Annotated in this window: 14 protein-coding genes; 5 read left to right on the forward strand and 9 right to left on the reverse strand. The window is 71.2% G+C overall.

The window, feature by feature from the left end; translation table 11 throughout:
• Window positions 1-37 precede the first annotated feature (37 nt).
• From mdlC to ACWEV3_RS30805, 3 genes are read left to right on the forward strand one after another with little or no spacing between them, the layout of a single operon-like run.
• Window positions 38-1,624 carry a benzoylformate decarboxylase gene (gene mdlC / locus ACWEV3_RS30795; RefSeq protein ID WP_452617228.1) on the forward strand — a complete coding sequence of 529 codons (1,587 nt, stop codon included), beginning with the start codon at window positions 38-40 and terminating at the stop codon, window positions 1,622-1,624.
• A 41-nt stretch (window positions 1,625-1,665) separates the two neighbouring features.
• The gene (locus ACWEV3_RS30800; protein WP_452617229.1) at window positions 1,666-2,991 is read left to right on the forward strand and encodes an MFS transporter; all 1,326 of its coding nucleotides are present in this window, start codon (window positions 1,666-1,668) and stop codon (window positions 2,989-2,991) included.
• Window positions 2,992-3,033: 42 nt separating this feature from the next.
• Entirely contained in the window at window positions 3,034-4,494 is a 1,461-nt protein-coding gene (locus ACWEV3_RS30805; RefSeq protein WP_452617230.1) for an aldehyde dehydrogenase family protein, read from the forward strand.
• A gap of 183 nt (window positions 4,495-4,677) precedes the next feature.
• Here ACWEV3_RS30805 and ACWEV3_RS30810 read toward each other — a convergent pair whose 3' ends face one another.
• The 9 genes from ACWEV3_RS30810 to qcrB form a co-directional block, all read right to left on the reverse strand.
• A complete protein-coding gene (locus ACWEV3_RS30810; RefSeq protein WP_452617231.1) occupies window positions 4,678-5,847 on the reverse strand; it encodes a 4-hydroxybenzoate 3-monooxygenase in 1,170 nt (389 codons plus the stop codon).
• A gap of 216 nt (window positions 5,848-6,063) precedes the next feature.
• Entirely contained in the window at window positions 6,064-6,342 is a 279-nt protein-coding gene (locus tag ACWEV3_RS30815) for a DUF6343 family protein (protein WP_452617232.1), read from the reverse strand.
• Window positions 6,343-6,394: 52 nt separating this feature from the next.
• On the reverse strand, window positions 6,395-6,952 hold the full coding sequence (locus tag ACWEV3_RS30820; RefSeq protein ID WP_452617233.1) for a winged helix-turn-helix domain-containing protein: 558 nt from the start codon (window positions 6,950-6,952) through the stop codon (window positions 6,395-6,397).
• 267 nt (window positions 6,953-7,219) lie between these two features.
• A complete protein-coding gene (locus ACWEV3_RS30825; RefSeq protein WP_452617234.1) occupies window positions 7,220-7,711 on the reverse strand; it encodes a DnaJ family domain-containing protein in 492 nt (163 codons plus the stop codon).
• 40 nt (window positions 7,712-7,751) lie between these two features.
• Window positions 7,752-8,264 carry a mycothiol transferase gene (locus tag ACWEV3_RS30830; RefSeq protein WP_358581079.1) on the reverse strand — a complete coding sequence of 171 codons (513 nt, stop codon included), beginning with the start codon at window positions 8,262-8,264 and terminating at the stop codon, window positions 7,752-7,754.
• A 52-nt stretch (window positions 8,265-8,316) separates the two neighbouring features.
• The gene (locus ACWEV3_RS30835) at window positions 8,317-9,159 is read right to left on the reverse strand and encodes an SAM-dependent methyltransferase (RefSeq protein WP_452617235.1); all 843 of its coding nucleotides are present in this window, start codon (window positions 9,157-9,159) and stop codon (window positions 8,317-8,319) included.
• A gap of 67 nt (window positions 9,160-9,226) precedes the next feature.
• Complete coding sequence (locus ACWEV3_RS30840; protein WP_452617236.1) at window positions 9,227-10,255, reverse strand: CobW family GTP-binding protein; 1,029 nt, start codon at window positions 10,253-10,255, stop codon at window positions 9,227-9,229.
• 52 nt (window positions 10,256-10,307) lie between these two features.
• Window positions 10,308-11,222 carry a ribonuclease Z gene (locus ACWEV3_RS30845; protein WP_452617237.1) on the reverse strand — a complete coding sequence of 305 codons (915 nt, stop codon included), beginning with the start codon at window positions 11,220-11,222 and terminating at the stop codon, window positions 10,308-10,310.
• A gap of 33 nt (window positions 11,223-11,255) precedes the next feature.
• On the reverse strand, window positions 11,256-12,926 hold the full coding sequence (qcrB, locus tag ACWEV3_RS30850) for a cytochrome bc1 complex cytochrome b subunit (protein ID WP_452617238.1): 1,671 nt from the start codon (window positions 12,924-12,926) through the stop codon (window positions 11,256-11,258).
• A 217-nt stretch (window positions 12,927-13,143) separates the two neighbouring features.
• On the opposite strand from qcrB, the gene ACWEV3_RS30855 reads away from it, so the two are divergent.
• Both ACWEV3_RS30855 and ACWEV3_RS30860 read left to right on the forward strand, forming a co-directional pair.
• A complete protein-coding gene (locus ACWEV3_RS30855) occupies window positions 13,144-14,064 on the forward strand; it encodes a dihydrodipicolinate synthase family protein (RefSeq protein ID WP_452617239.1) in 921 nt (306 codons plus the stop codon).
• Between the two features lie 28 nt (window positions 14,065-14,092).
• A complete protein-coding gene (locus ACWEV3_RS30860) occupies window positions 14,093-16,057 on the forward strand; it encodes a beta-galactosidase (RefSeq protein ID WP_452617240.1) in 1,965 nt (654 codons plus the stop codon).
• Window positions 16,058-16,197 lie beyond the last annotated feature (140 nt).

Consider the following 16,197-nt stretch of genomic DNA (forward strand, 5'->3'; position numbering starts at 1 on the left):
ATCACTGAAAGGCCCACCGAGCCGGAAGCGAGCAACGATGCCCGACGTGCGCCAGGCGACCTACGACCTGCTGCGATCGCATGATCTGACCACGATCTTCGGCAACCCCGGATCCAACGAGCTGCCGTTCCTGGCCGGCATGCCGGCGGACTTCCGGTACGTGCTCGGCCTGCACGAGGGCGCCGTGCTGGCGATGGCCGACGGGTACGCGCTGGCCCGCGGCGGTTCGGCGCTGGTCAACCTGCACGCGGCGGCCGGCACCGGGAACGCGCTGGGCCCGCTGACGAACTCGGTGTACTCGCACAGCCCGCTGATCATCACCGCCGGGCAGCAGGTGCGCTCGACCATCGGCCAGGAGGTCATGCTGGCCAACGTCGACGCCGCGACGCTGCCGAAGCCGCTGGTGAAGTGGAGCTGCGAACCGGCGTGCGCGCAGGACGTGCCGCGCTCGATCAGCCACGCGATCCACATCGCGAACCTGCCGGCGAAGGGCCCGGTGTACGTGTCGGTGCCCTACGACGACTGGAGCCAGGAGGCGCCGCCGGAAGCCCGGCACCTGCTGGAGCGCACCACCGGCACCGCCGGTTCGCTCAGCGCCGCGCAGCTCGCCGACCTGGCCGGCGCGCTCGACGGGGCCGAGAGCCCGGTGCTGGTGCTGGGACCGGAGGTCGACGCGCAGCACGGCAACGACGACGCGGTGCGGCTCGCGGACCGGCTGGGCGCGCCGGTGTGGATCGCGCCCTCGGCGTCGCGCTGCCCGTTCCCCACCCGGCACCGCAGCTTCCGCGGCGTGCTGCCCGCCGCGGTCCAGGGCGTCACCAACGCGTTGGCGGGCCACGACCTGATCCTGGTCGTCGGCGCGCCGGTGTTCCGCTACCACCAGTTCGTGCCGGGCGAGTACCTCCCGGCCGGTGCCCGGCTGATCCAGCTGACCGGCGACCCGGGCGAGGCCGCGCGGGCGCCGATGGGGGAGGCCCTGGTCGGTGACGTCAAAGACGCGCTGTCCAGGCTGGCCGACGCCGTCACCGCCGGTCGCCGCCCGGAGCTGCCGCCGCTGGCGGAGCACCCGCCCGCGCCCTCGGGCGGCGACCGGCTGCACCCGGCGGAGCTGTTCGCGGTGCTGCGGGAGAACGCTCCGGCGGATGCCATCTACGTCAAGGAATCCACCGCGACGGCGGCCGATTTCTGGGCCCAGATGGACCTTTCGGGGCAGGGCAGCTACTTCTTCCCGGCCTCCGGCGGGCTCGGCTTCGGGCTGCCCGCCGCCGTCGGCGCGCAACTGGCCCACGACGACCGCCAGGTGATCGGGCTCATCGGCGACGGCTCGGCCAACTACGGCATCACCGCGCTGTGGACGGCCGCGCAGTACGAGATCCCGGTGATCATCGTGATCCTGAAGAACGGCACCTACGGCGCGCTGCGCTGGTTCTCGAAGGTGCTCGACGCGGGCGAGACGCCCGGCATGGACGTGCCCGGCATCGACTTCGTGCAGATCGCGGGCGGCTACGGCGTCGCGGCGACCTCGGTGCACACCCGTGCGGAGTTCGCCGAGGCCTTGACCGCCGCACTGCGCTCCGGAAAACCGGCCGTCATCGAAGCCGAGACCGAACTCACCGAACCCTGACCAGCCGTCCCCTGCGGCAGCGGAACCCCGAGGAAGAACAGATGGCCCGGCAAACAGTTGGGGCCGTGGTCGGCGATGCCCGGCTCAACGGCTTCCACATCAAGGTCCTGATCATGTGCTCGCTGCTGATGATCGTGGACGGTTACGACATGGTGTCCTACGGCACCGTGATCACGCACCTGATGGACGAGTGGCACATTGACCCGGTGACCGCCGGGACGCTCGGCTCCGTCGCTTTGGTCGGCATGCTGGTCGGCGGCCTGTTCGTGGCGCCGCTGGCCGACCGGTACGGCAGGCGGCCGCTGATGATCACCTGCGTGACCGTCGCCAGCATCGCGTCGTTCAGCTGCGCGCTGGCCACCGGGCCGGCGCAGCTGGGCGTGCTGCGGTTCGTCGTCGGCGTGGCGCTGGGCGCGCTGGTGCCCAACTTCAACGCGCTGGCCGGTGAAATCGCGCCGCGGCGGGCGAAAGCCCTGTTCGTGACGCTGGTTTCGTCGTTCTACTCGGTGGGCGGGATCGCGGCCGCGGTGTTCGCCATCTACATCGAGCCGATGTGGACCTGGCGCGGCGTGTTCTACGTGGCGGCGATCCCGCTGCTGATGGTGCCGTTCCTGCTGCGCCACCTCCCGGAATCACCGGACTTCCTGGCCACCCGGGGCGACCGGGAGCGGCTGCTGGTCGTGCTGCGAAAGATCGACCCGGCCGCGGAGCTCGACGACGTGGTCGTCGAACGGAACGCCGCGGCGGGCAAGGCCCGGCTGCGGCAGCTGTTCGCCGGCGGCAACGCGATCAACAACGTGCTGATCTGGGTCTTCTTCGCGATGTGCATGCTGCTGAGCTACGGGCTCAACACGTGGCTGCCGAAGCTGATGCAGACCGCCGGCTACCCGCTGGGCTCGGCGCTGTGGAACCTGGTGGTGCTCAACCTGGGCGGCATGGTGGGCGCCATCGCGGGCGGCTGGATCGCGGACCGCTGGAACTACCGCAACACGCTGGTGGCGTACTTCGTGCTGGCGTCCGCCTCGCTGATCGGCCTGTCGTTCAACCCGAACTCGGTGCTGCTCAACGTGCTGCTGTTCGTCGCCGGGGCGGCGACGGTCGGCGTGCTGGCGATCATCCACGCGTTCGCCGTGGAGTACTACCCGGCCGCGGTGCGCTCCACCGGTGTCGGCTGGGCCGCCGGGATCGGCCGCATCGGCGCGATCGGCGGCCCCACGCTCGGCGGCGCACTGCTGGCGCTGGAACTGCCGTTCCAGCAGAACTTCATCGCCGTCGCGGTTCCCGGTGTCATCGGCGCGGTCGCCGTGGCGCTGGTGGCCGGGAAGAAGTTCCGCATCCCGGAACCGGAGCGGGCAGCCGCGAGCTGACCAGGACCACAAGTTCGATTCGCTTGAGAAAGGCCGTTGTACATGACGATTCTGGATGTCGAACGCTGGGCGAAGCGCGTTTTCACCGGCAGCTGGAGCACGGCGAGCGGCACCCCGACGGAGGTCGTCGAGCCGGCGACCGGGCAGGTGCTGGGCCACGTCGGCGCCGCCACGCCCGGTGACGTCGACGAGGCGTGCGCCAAGGCGGCCGCCGCCCAGCGGGACTGGGAGAACACGCCGTTCGAGGAGCGCGCCGCGATCATGCGCCGCGCCGGGCGGCTGTTCGAGGAGCACGCCGGGGAGATCCGCCGCTGGATCATCCGCGAGGCCGGTTCGATCCCGCCGAAGGCGGAGCTGGAGGCGCACAGCGCGGCCAACGAGTGCTTCGAAGCGGCCGCGCTGCCGTCCCACCCGGCCGGTTCGCTGCTGCCGTCGGCGGACGGCCGGCTGAGCCTCAGCCGCCGGGTGGCCGCCGGGGTCGTCGGCGTCATCGCGCCGTTCAACTTCCCGCTGATCCTGTCGATCCGCGCCGTCGCCCCGGCACTGGCGCTGGGCAACGCGGTGGTGCTCAAGCCCGACACCCGGACCGCGGTGTGCGGCGGCGTGGTGCTGGCCGCGATCTTCGAGGCCGCCGGTGTCCCGGAAGGCGTGTTCCAGATGCTGCCGGGCGGCGCCGACGCCGGGGCGGCGCTGGTGGCCAACAAGCACACCCGCGTCATCGCGTTCACCGGTTCGACCGCCGCCGGTCGCAAGGTCGCCGAATCCGCCGCGACCCACTTGAAGCGCGCGCACCTGGAGCTCGGCGGCAACAACGCGCTGATCGTGCTGCCGGACGCCGACGTCGCAGCCGCCGCGTCGGCGGGCGCCTGGGGTTCATTCCTGCACCAGGGGCAGATCTGCATGGCCGCGGGCAGGCACCTGGTGCACGAGTCCATTGCGGACGAATACGTGGCCGCGCTCGCCGAGAAGGCCCGAAACCTGCCGGTCGGCGACCCGAACACCGCCGAGGTGGCGCTGGGGCCGATCATCGACGAGCGGCAGCGCGACAACATCCACCGGCTGGTCACCGAGAGCGTCGCGGCGGGTGCGACGCTGGCCGCCGGCGGCGAGTACGACGGGCTGTTCTACCGGCCGACGGTGCTCGACCACGTCCGCCGCGACACCCCGGCGTTCTGCGACGAGATCTTCGGCCCGGTCGCGCCCGTGCTGCGCTACCGCACGGTCGAGGAAGCCGTCGAGATCGCGCGCGACACCGAGTACGGCCTGTCGCTGAGCGTGCTCGGCGGCGACGCCATGGCGGCGTGGGAGGTCGCCAAGCAGATCCCCAGCGGCCTGGTGCACGTCAACGACCAGACCGTCGGGGACCACGCGCACATCCCGTTCGGTGGCGTGGGTGCCTCCGGCAACGGCGGTCGCGTCGGCGGCGCGGAGGCGAACCTGGAGTCGTTCACGGAAACCCAGTGGGTCACCATCCAGGGCAAGATCCAGCAGTACCCGTTCTGATCCGCATCGACACCGAGGACCGGCTCGACCTCCCCGAGGTCGAGCCGGTCGCTCGCGCTCCAGGAGGCGCTCGGCGAGCCGGAGAACCGGGTCCTGCTCCTCATCGACGTCGTCGTCGGAGATGGTCCTCCGCCACTTCGCCGGTCCGGCCTAGATCGTCGGGCCGGACCGGCGGCTCGACGGTCAGTCGAAGGGCGTGCCGACGTAGTTCTCGGCGAGCAGGGTGCGGCCCGCCCGGGAGCGGGTGACCGTGTCGAGCTCCGCGAGCTGGCGGTTGTGGTCGAAGCCGCTGGCCTCCGGCATGCGGTGCAGCATCGACGTCATCCACCACGAGAAGTGCTGCGCCCGCCAGACCCGCGGCAGCGCCGTGGCGGTGTAGGCGTCGAGCGCGGTGCGGTCGCTCTGGGCGAAGAAGCGGGCCATGGCGCGGGAAAGCACGTGCACGTCGGCGATCGCCAGGTTCATGCCCTTCGCGCCGGTCGGCGGCACGGTGTGCGCGGCGTCGCCCGCCAGGAACAGGCGACCGTACTGCATCGGCTCGCAGACGAAGCTGCGGAAGTGCAGCACCGACTTCGAGAAGATCGGGCCCTCCTTGATCTGCGCGCCTTCCACCCGGGTGTGCAGCTCCTGCCAGATCCGGTCGTCGGACCAGTCCTCGACCGTGTCGTTCGGGTCGACCTGCAGGTAATGCCGCTGCACGGTCGCCGAGCGGGTGCTGATCAGGGCGAAGCCGTTGCGGTGGTGCGCGTAGATCAGCTCCTCGGAAGACGGCGGGGCCTCGGCGAGGATGCCGAACCAGGCGAACGGGTACTGCCGGAAGTGGTCCTGCCGCGGCTTCGGCGCCGGGATCAGGAACCGGGTCGTGGTCCGCGATCCGTCGCAGCCCGCCACCAGCCCGCAGGTCAGCTCCTGCTCGACGCCGTCCTGGGTGAAGCGGATCGTCGGCGCGTCGCCGGTGATGCCCTCCACCTGCACGTCGGAGACGCCGAAGCGGATGTCGCCGCCGTCGGCGAGGCGCTTGGCGATCAGATCCTTGAGGACCTCGTGCTGCGGGTAGATGGTGACGCCGCGGCCGCCGGTGAGGTCGGCGAAGTCGATACGGTGCCCGCGGCCGCCGAAGCGCAGCTCGATGCCCTCGTGCACCATGCCCAGCTGGCGGACGCGGTCGCCGATGCCGGTCTCGGTCATCAGGTCCACGGAGCTCTGCTCCAGCACGCCCGCGCGGATGGTGCCCTCGATCTCCTCGCGGGTGCGGGTGTCGATGACGACGGACTCCACGCCGCGCTGGTGCAGCAGGTGCGAGAGCATCAGCCCCGCGGGCCCCGCCCCGACGATCCCGACCTGGATGTCCATGTGCCGCTTCCCTTCTCGCGCTGCCGCGGCACCGGTGCACCCGATGTGACCGGCACCGCAGGCCGGTCCCCACCATCGGTTGCGGGCCAGGGGAGAAGGAACGCCCCTTTCCGTTCACCGGAAGCCCGATCGCGGCCGCCGGTCAGCGGGCGGTGGCGTCCTCGGGCACGGTGAGGTCAGCAGCGCCACCCGTCAGTAGCTTGTCGATGCTCGTGCTCAGCCGGGTTCGCCGCGTCGCTTGCGGTGGACGACCCAGCCGAGGTCGACCGCGGCGATCGCCGCGAGCACGACCAGTGCCCAGCCCAGCCAGGCCAGCTCCGGCACCGCCAGGAACAGCAGGACCGCCGCTCCCGCGCAGAACACCAGGCCGAATCCGGCCAGCCAGATCCGCAGCGTGAGGGCGCTGCGGGCGTACGGCGCGCCGGCGAATCCGGCCAGGGGATCGTGATAGCCCGGCAGGCCCCGCTCGTACTCCTCGCGCTTGCGCTTCGGCATGCCACCCGGCTACCCGTTCCGGCGCCGTTGCTCACCTGATCCACTGTGCCCGCTACGTCGCCCGGAAGCTGTCGGCCTGCAACGCGTAGGGGTCGGGCTCGATCTCGACCTCCGAGGTGTGGTCCACCCGGTAGCCGACCCCGCGCACCGTGGTGATCAGGTCCAGGCCGGGGCCGAGCTTGCTGCGGATCCGCCGGACGTGCACGTCCACGGTGCGGGTGCTCGGCGAGCTGTTGAGGTGCCACACGGCGTTGAGCAGCGCGCCGCGCCGGTGCACCCGTCCCGGGTTCTCGCACAGGAACAGCAGCAGGTCGAACTCCAGCCGGGTGAAGTCGATGAACGTCCCGTCGGCCCGCACTACTCGGCGCGGGGCGACCAGGATCCGCAGGGCGGGCTCCACCGGGGCGGGCAGCGCGCGCAGCCGCGGCGCCTGCGGCCGGGCTTGTACCTCCACAGTGGACTGACCCGGTATCTCGGCCAGGGCGCGGATCTTCCGGGCGAAATCGCGTTCCAGCGAGGCCAGATCTCGTTGCGGGACGACGAACCGGGCGGTCACCTCGATCACCGCGCCACCGTCCGCCGGTTCCAGGAATGCGGCTTCCAGCGTCATTGCACAGGTCTCCGTCTCATCGCGGCGCGGGCGCGTCCCGGCGCCGGTGCGAACAACAGCAACCCGGCGGCAGGCGGCTCGGACGAACAGCGGAGCGGCGCCGGGGCAAGGGGAGATCAGGTGCGCGGACAAGCCGCGGAAGCGACCCACAGCAGGTCGATGTGCGCGCGCTGCACGAGCAGCGGTCCCGGCGTCATGCGGTTGATCAAAGCAGCGTCGGAGATTTCCGTCAAAGCCGTTCACGAGGTGGGAAACCGCTGGCCGAGGTCACCGCCGGAAGCGTTGCCACCAGCGGGATTTCCGCGGCGCGGCCGCAGCCGGCTCGACGGGCTCGGCCGCGGGCTGCCGCGCCGGCTCGGGCCGGCCGGCGCGCCACGAAGCGACCACCTCGTCGACGTTCACCGGGCCGATGGCCACCCGCGGCCCGGTCGGCGCGCGGAGGTGCTCGACGATCCGGCGGTTCAGGTCGGCCGCCACGTCGCGAACGGCCTGCTCGGTGGTCAGGTCGCGCACCGCCTCGGGCAGCCGCTCGGCCTCCTTGCGGAGCTGCAGCGGGGTGGGCAGCAGCGCGTCACCGGAGAGGCCCTCGCGGCGGATGTAGTCCTTGACCCACCACAGGTCGTCCAGCGGCGCACCCGCGCCGGGCAGCGGCTTGCCCGCGCCGGGCAGGTCGTCGAAGTCGCCGCGCTCCTGCGCGGTCCGGATCTGCTTGTCGACCCATGATTCGAACGTGACACCGGGTGGCTTGCGCTCGGTCATGCCCCGATTGTCGGCCACGGCGCCGCCGCGATGCCACCGGCTAGCCGACGCGTTCGAGGATGCCGCGGATGAAGGCGGCCTGCCCGGCGTGCTGCAGGTCGTCGGCGATCACGCTCACCAGCCGCACGCCGAGCGTGACCGGGGGAGCCCACCCGGCGTCCACGACCTCCGCGAGGTCGTCGTCGGTCAGCCCCGCGACGAACTCGACCGTCCGCGCGTGGACCGCGTCGTGGTACCCGGTCAGCAGCTCGCCGGAGTCGACGCGGACGTCGGCGACCTCGTCGGGATCGTGGCCGTAGCCGATGTCCTCGTGCGCGAACGGCAGTCCGAAGCGCCCCAGCCAGTCCTGCGCGGTCCAGGCCTGCTCCGCCGCGGCCACGTCCGAGACGTGGTCGTCCTGCACCCGGGTCAGGTGCCACACCAGCCAGGCGATCGAGTTGGCCTCCGGATCGACCCGGTACGCCAGCTGGTCGGGATCCAGGCCCGACACGGTCTCGTGCACCACTTCGCGGATCCGGTCGAACGCATCGACGAGCACTTCGGCGCTGGACATCCGCCCACGGTACGACCGCCGCCGGGATCCGGCAGCAGATCCACAGTGGACGCTAGCCGGCCAGCACGCCGACCCCGGCCACCGCGCGGCTCTCCCGCGCCTGCTCGTCGGTGACCGGCCGGTCCGGCCGCCACGCCGAGGTGAACACCACGCCCGGCGGCACCAGCTCGTAGCCCGCGAACAGGCCCGTGACCTGGTCCGGGTTGCGCAGGTGCAGCGGGTGGGTGCTGGACTGGTAGAGCTCGATGGCCTGCGCGACCTCGCCCGGCCAGTACTCCGGCGTCAGGCTGTGCGACAGCGCCAGGTGGCTGCCGGGCGCGCAGGCCCGCCGGTAGCTGGCGATGATCCCGGCCGGGTCGTCGGAATCCGGGATGAACGGGAAGACGGAGATCATCAGCACCGCCACCGGCCGGGAGAAGTCCAGCAGCCGGCGGGTGTCGGGGTGGCCCAGCACCAGGTCCGGGTGCCGCAGGTCCGCGCGGATGATGGTGGCGCGGTCGTTGCCCGCCAGCATGCGCTGCGACTGCGCCACCGCCACCGGCTCGTGGTCGACGTAGACGACCTTCGCGGTGGGGTTCAGGCGCTGGGCGATCTCGTGCACGTTGCCGACGGTCGGGATGCCGGAGCCGAGGTCGAGGAACTGGTCGATGCCCGCCTCGGTGACGAGGTAGCGCACCGCGCGCTGGAGGAAGGCCCGGTTCTCCTGCGCGAATGTGCGCGTCTCGGGCAGCATCGCCAGCACTCGTTCGGCCGCCTCGCGGTCTGCCGCGAAGTTGTGCGCGCCGCCCAGGTAGTAGTCGTACATGCGGGCCGGGTTGGCCCGCTCGCGGTCCACCCCGGCCAGGTTCGCGAACAACTCCGCCCGGGCAGGATCCTGTCCCGGGTATCCCTGCATCCTCGTCCTCCTCCAGAACGACGGCCGACCAGCCGTAGGCTGCTCCTGCGCGATCGGCTTGGCAAGATCAGGCGCGGGTGTACTTGAGCACATCCAGCATGCTGTGCTCGTCCGCGGGGTCGGGTTCGCCGAGGCAGGCGGCCAGGTCGCGGCGCACCCGGTCCTGGTCGAGACCGGAGCCGATCACCACGAGCTGCGTGCGCCGGGGTTCGCCCCGGGCCCACCGCGACCGCTGGAACCGCAGGAAGTCGCCGACGGTGTGCAGCGTGAACTTCTGCCCCTGCCCCGGAGTGCCGAAGTGCACCTGGCCCTTCATCCGGTAGACGCCGTCCGGGCGGTCGTCGAGGAACCGCATCAACTCCCGTGGGTGGACCGGGTCGTCGGCGGTGAACTCCACGCTCTGGTACGCGGTGTGCAGGTGCTCGTGGCATTCGTCGGACGAATCGGCCAGCAGCTCGTCGAAGGACAGCTGGCGCGCGACGTCCTGCCGTTCGCGGACCGCCTCGCGGTCGAACAGCAGCGCCGGATCGACCCGGCCGTGCGCGGTCGGCAGCACCGGCTTGCCACCGGCGAGCCCGCCCACCAGCTCCGCCAGCCGCCGCTGATCGGATTCGGCGACGCGGTCGATCTTGTTCAGCAGCACCAGATCCGCGAAGCGCAGGTGCTGGTCGATCTCGGGGTGGCGGTGCCGGGTCGCGTCGAACTCCGCGGCGTCGACCACCTCGACCAGCCCGCCGTAGCCGAGGCGGGGGTTGGTGCTGTTCAGCAGCAGCCGGACCATGCCGCGCGGGTCGGCCAGGCCGCTGGACTCGATCACGATGACGTCGATGTCGCCGCCGGGCCGCGCGAGCCGGGCCAGCAGGTCGTCGAGCCCGCTGGCGTCGACGGCGCAGCACAGGCAGCCGTTGCCCAGCGACACCGTGGAATCGACCTGACCGGCGACGCTCAGCGCATCGATGTTGATCTTCCCGAAGTCGTTGACCACGACGCCGATCCGGGCGCCCTGCGGGTTGCGCAGCAGGTGGTTGAGCAGGCTGGTCTTCCCGGCCCCGAGGAATCCCGCGACGATGATGACCGGGATCGGTTGCCGAACCAAGGAATCCGCCTTCCGCGCGACTGCTGACCGCCCGGCAGCATAGCGATGCGGTTCACGCGCGTTTCGGGACCGGGATGTGTTGGAGGTCTTCGGCCACCACGACCTGGCCGTCGAAAACGGCTGCCGCTTCGTCGTGGAAGCGTTGCGGATCCGGGTAGCGCTGCGAGAAGTGGGTGAGGACCAGGGTCCGCACTCCGCATTCGGCGGCGACCCGGGCCGCCTGGGCGGCGGTGAGGTGGCGGTACTCGTCGGCCAGCCGCGCGTCCTCGTCCAGGAAGGTCGACTCGATCACGAGCAGGTCGGCGCCGTCGGCGATGGCGAACACGCCGTCGCAGAGCCGGGTGTCCATCACGAACCCGAACCGCTGGCCCGGCCGCGGCTCGCTGACCTGATCCAACGTCACCTGGCCGGTCCCGGTGCGCAGCACCTGCTCGCGCTGGAGCTGCCCGACGGCGGCGCCGTGCACCCCATGCCGGGCCAGCAGCTCCGGCACCATGCGCCGTCCGTCCGGCTCCACCAGCCGGTACCCGAACGTCTCGATCCGGTGGTCCAGCCGCACCGCCTCCAGCGCGCCGAACGGGCCGGTGGCGATCACGCCCTCTCGCTCGATCGGCCGCTCCTGCAGATCGACCACCTCGTCGAACGCCGAGGCGTAGCGCAGGTTGCGGAAGAAGCCGGCCCCGCTTGCCGGGTAGTGCGCGTGCACCGGCCGCTGGACCCGGTCCAGCGACAGCCGCTGGACGACACCCGGCACCCCGAGGCAGTGATCCCCGTGGAAGTGGGTCAGGCAGATCCGGTCGATGTCGTGCGCGCTGACCCGCGCGTGGATCATCTGGCGCTGCGTCCCCTCGCCGGGGTCGAACAGCAGTCCGGTGCCGTCCCAGCGCAGCAGGTAGCCGTTGTGGTTGCGGGATCGCGTCGGCGCCTGGCTCGCCGTGCCCAGCACGATCAGTTCCCGATTGGACACCCGCGGCACCCTACGGCACCCGCGCCGCGGCGATCACCGCTCGGGCGCCTGCGGGCGACCGGACGGGACCTCGACCTCGGCCTCGGCCTCCCCGGCGGGGCGTGCCCGCTCCGCCTCGGCTCGGCGGGCGGCGTCGAGGGCCTCGGTTTCCTCGCGCGGATCGGGCACCAGCAGGCTGCCGGGCACCGACCGGCCGGCGGCGCCGAGCTGGTTCATCTTCTTCGGCACCGGGGTGCCCTGGTAGGGCAGCGGCACCGGGTGCCCGTGCTCGTCGACCGGGCCCAGCGGCTGGTGCACCTCGATGAACTCGCCGTGCGGCAGGCGCTTGATGATGCCGGTCTCCACGCCGTGCTCCAGCACGTCCCGGTCGGTGCGCTGCAGGCCCAGGCAGATCCGGTAGGTGACGTAGTAGGCGATCGGCGGCGCGAGCAGCACGCCGATCCGGCCCGCCCAGGTCGTCATGTTCAGCGACAGCCCGAACACGAAGGCGATGACGTCGTTGACCCCGGACAGCAGCACCACCACGAAGAACGCGATGGCCATCACGCCCAGCCCGGTGCGCACCGGCGCGTCGCGCGGCCGTTGCAGCAGGTTGTGGTGGGCGGTGTCGCCGCTGAGCTTGCGCTCCAGGAGCGGGTAGATGATCGCCACGGTGAACACCAGGCCGAGCCCGATGACGAGCGGGAAGAACACCGCCGGAATGGTGTAGGGCCCGAGGTAGACCTCCCACGGCGGCCACAGCCGGCCCATCCCGTCGGTCCAGATCATGTACCAGTCCGGCTGGGAGGCCGCCGAGATCATCGACGCCACGTACGGGCCGAAGTTCCAGATCGCGTTGATCTGGAAGATGCCGCTCATGATCGCCAGCACGCCGGTGATGATCAGGAACAGCCCGGTGCTCTTCACCGCGAACACCGGCATGATCCGCACGCCCTCCACATTGGACTCAGTGCGCTTCGGGCCGGGGTACTGGGTGTGTTTCTGGTACCAGACGATCGCCAGGTGCACCGCGACCAGGCCGAGGATGAGACCGGGCAGCAGGAAGACGTGGATCAGGTAGAACCGCGGGATGATCTCGGTGCCGGGGAACTCCCCGCCGAAGAGCAACCACTGCAGCCAGGTGCCGATGACCGGGACCGAGAGCACGATGCCGGAGGCGATCCGCAGCCCCGTGCCGGAGAGCAGGTCGTCGGGCAGCGAGTAGCCGATGAAGCCCTCGAACATGCCCAGGAAGAACAGCAGGATGCCGATGGTCCAGTTCACCTCGCGCGGCCGCCGGAACGCGCCGGTGAAGAAGATCCGGAACATGTGCACCACGATCGCGGCCATGAACACCAGCGCGGCCCAGTGGTGCAGCTGGCGCGCGAACAGCCCGCCGCGGACCTCGAAGGAGATGTCCAGCGTGCTCTCGAACGCGCGGGACATCGACACCCCGCGGAGGTTCTGGTAGACGCCGTTGTAGGTCACCTCGGTCATCGACGGGTCGAAGAACCACGCGAGGTAGGTGCCGGTGAGCACCAGGATGACGAAGCTGTACAGCGCGAGCTCACCGAGCAGGAACGACCAGTTCGACGGGAAGACCTTGCTGATCTGGCGCCGCATCCCCGGCGCCAGGCGGAACCGCAGGTCCGCCTCGTTCGCCTGGTGGCGGATCTTCCGGAACAGCTTGCTCTCGGGCTTGGTGGGTTGCGTCAACCTGCTCATGTCGGCTCCCGGCACCGCGCTGCGAGCCACCGACGGGCGTCGATTCCGCGAACTCCCGCCGATCGGCTGGGCGAAACGACACTGCGCGGATACGAGCGTACTGCGCCGGCCCGCCAACGGCAGCCGGGCGCAGCGGCACTTGTCAGGTGCGGTCCGAGCCGCTAGCGTCTGGACATCCTACGTCCTACGTCTTCATGATGGGCAACAGAGGAGTGGTATGGCCGAGCTGGCCGGCGGAGTGATCCCGCCGCTGTGCACACCGCTGACCCCGGACCGCGAAGTCGACGTGCCGTCGCTGGAGAAGCTCACCGGCCACCTGCTCGAAGCCGGGGTCCACGGGCTGTTCGTCACGGGCTCGACCGGCGAGGTCGGCTACCTGCCGGACGCGGCGCGGCACCGCGTGCTGGAGGTCGTCGCCGGGGTGGCGGCCGGCGCAGTGCCGGTGCTCGCGGGCGTCATCGACACCGCCACTCCACGGGTCGTCGAACACGCGCGGGCCGCGCTGCGCCACGGCGCCTCCGCGCTGGTGGCCACGGCACCGTTCTACGTCCCGACCCATCCGGTCGAGATCCGGACGCACTTCCGCCAGATCCGCGCCGCCGTCGACCTGCCGCTGCTCGCCTACGACATCCCCGTCTCGGTGCACACCAAGCTCGACCCGGAAACGGTCGTCGAGCTCGCGGCGGACGGCACGCTCCGCGGCCTGAAGGACTCCAGCGGCGACCTCGACGGCCTGCGCACCGTGCTGGAAACCCTGCCGGACCGGGACTTCCTGGTGTTCAGCGGCTCCGAGACGATGGCCGACACCAGCCTGCAGCTCGGCGCGCACGGCCTGGTGCCCGGCCTCGGCAACGCAGATCCGCGCGGCTACGTCCGGCTCTACGACGCCGCGGCCGCTGGGCAGTGGGAGCAGGCCGCGACCGAGCAGGCGCGGCTGCGGCGGTTCTTCCGGGTGATCGGCGTCGGCGCCCGCCCGATGAGCCGGTACTCCTCGGCGATCGGCGCGTTCAAGGAGGCGCTGGTGCAGCTGGGCGTGATCGAGCACGGCACGACCAGCGTGCCGATGGTGGCCCTCGACGACGCCGAACGAGCCGAAGTCCGCCGACACCTGGTCGAGGCCGGCCTGCTCCAGGCCTGACCGAATCCGCCGAAGGGAGCGTCAAGTCGTGACCGAGAACCTGCGCCGCCTGCCGGAGAGGCTGGGCCGCATCGCCTACGGCGGGGACTACAACCCGGAGCAGTGGCCCGAAGAGGTGTGGGCCGAGGACATGCGGCTGATGAAGCAGGCCGGAGTGTCGCTAGTCAGCGTCGGGATCTTCGGCTGGGCGCTGGTGGAACCCCGGCCCGGCGAGTTCGACTTCGGCTGGTTCGACCGCGTGCTGGACAACCTCGCCGATGCCGGGATCTCCGCCGCGGTGGCCACCATGACCGCGTCACCGCCGCCGTGGCTGGCGAAGCTGCACCCGGAAACCCTGCCGCGGCGTGCCGACGGCACGGTCCTGTGGCCCGGGGCGAGGCAGGCGTACTGCCCGTCCAGCCCCGTCTACCGGGAGCACGCCACGCGGCTGGTGACCCGGATCGCCGAGCGCTACGCCGATCACCCCGCGCTCGCGCTGTGGCACATCGGCAACGAGTACGGGTGCCACGTCCGCGCCTGCTACTGCGACAGCTCCGCGGCGGCGTTCCGGGAATGGCTGCGCGAGCGCTACGGCGGTATCGCCGAGCTCAACGACGCTTGGTCGACGAAATTCTGGTCGCAGCGCTACGACGACTTCGGCGAAGTGCTGCCACCGCGCACCGCGCCCACCTTCGCCAACCCCGCGCAGCAGCTCGACTTCGCCCGGTTCTCCTCGGACACGATGCTCGACCTGCTGCGCATGGAGAAGGCCGTGCTGCGAGCGGCGGCGCCCGACGTGCCGGTGACCACCAACCACGTGCCGCTGGCGAAAACCCTCGACCTGCACCGCTGGGCGTCCGAAGTGGACGTCGTCAGCTACGACTCCTACCCGGACCCGCACGATCCGCAGGCGCACGTGCTCGCCGCGTTGTCCTACGACGTCATCCGGTCGCTGCGCGGCGGTCAGCCGTGGCTGCTGATGGAACAGGCTCCGAGCGCGGTGAACTGGCGCGAGCGCAACGGCGTCAAGCAGCCGGGCCAGATGCGCCTGTGGAGCTGGCAGGCGGTGGCCCAGGGCGCCGACGCCGTGATGTTCTTCCAGTGGCGGCAGTCCAAGGGCGGCGCCGAGAAGTTCCACTCCGCGATGGTGCCGCACACCGGGCCGGACAGCCGGACCTTCCGCGAAGTGGCCGGACTCGGCGCGGAACTCGCGGAAACCGGCCCGCTCGTCGACACCCGTCCCGACAACGACGTGGCGCTGGTGCTGGACTGGGAGAGCTGGTGGGCCCTGGAGCTGAACTCGCACCCGGCCACGCTGGACCAGCTCGACGCTCTCCTGGCGCACTACTCGCCGCTGTTCGACGCGAACATCGGCTGCGACGTCGTGCACCCGGACTCGGACCTGTCCGGCTACCGGCTGGTCGTGGTGCCGAACCTGTACCTCACCAGGGCCGAGACCGCGGCGAACCTGACCGAGCACGTCCGGCGGGGCGGGCACCTGCTGGTGTCGTTCTTCTCCGGCATCGTCGACGAATCCGACCAGGTCCACCTGGGCGGGTACCTGGGGCCGTTGCGGGAGGTCCTCGGCGCGCACGTGGCCGAGTTCTGGCCGTTGGCGGACGGGGAGTCCGTCGGGGTCTCCGTGCTGGACTCGGCCGAGCGCGGGGTTCTGTGGTCCGAGGACATCGTGGTGGACGGGGCCGAGGTGGTCGGGCGGTTCACCGAGGGCGGACTGGCCGGTGGGGCGGCCTTGACCCGGAACGCCTTCGGGGACGGCGTGGCCTGGTACCTCGGGACCCGGTTGGGGGGCGAGGGGATGCGGGCCGTGCTTGATCGGGTTGTGCGGGACAGCGGGGTTTCGCCCGTGGTGGCCGGGCTGCCGGAGGGGGTGCAGGCCGTTCGGCGGGGTGAGCGGGTCTTCCTGCTCAACCACAACGCTGGGAGCGTTTCGGCTTCCGTTGCGGGGGGTCGGGTGGAGATTGCCGGGTTTGGCGTGGAGGTTCTGGCGGGGTAGGGGTTGGGCTTTTTGCGGGGTTGGGGCTTTTAGGGGTTCGGTGTGTTTTGGGGCCATCCCCGCGATGGGTGGATTGTGGGGGCTGCGGGTCGGAGGTCAAGCCCGGCCTGGCGGCCGCCCCTTCGGGGTTTCAGGCTTGA

The organism is Saccharopolyspora sp. NPDC003752 (genome assembly GCF_053605825.1).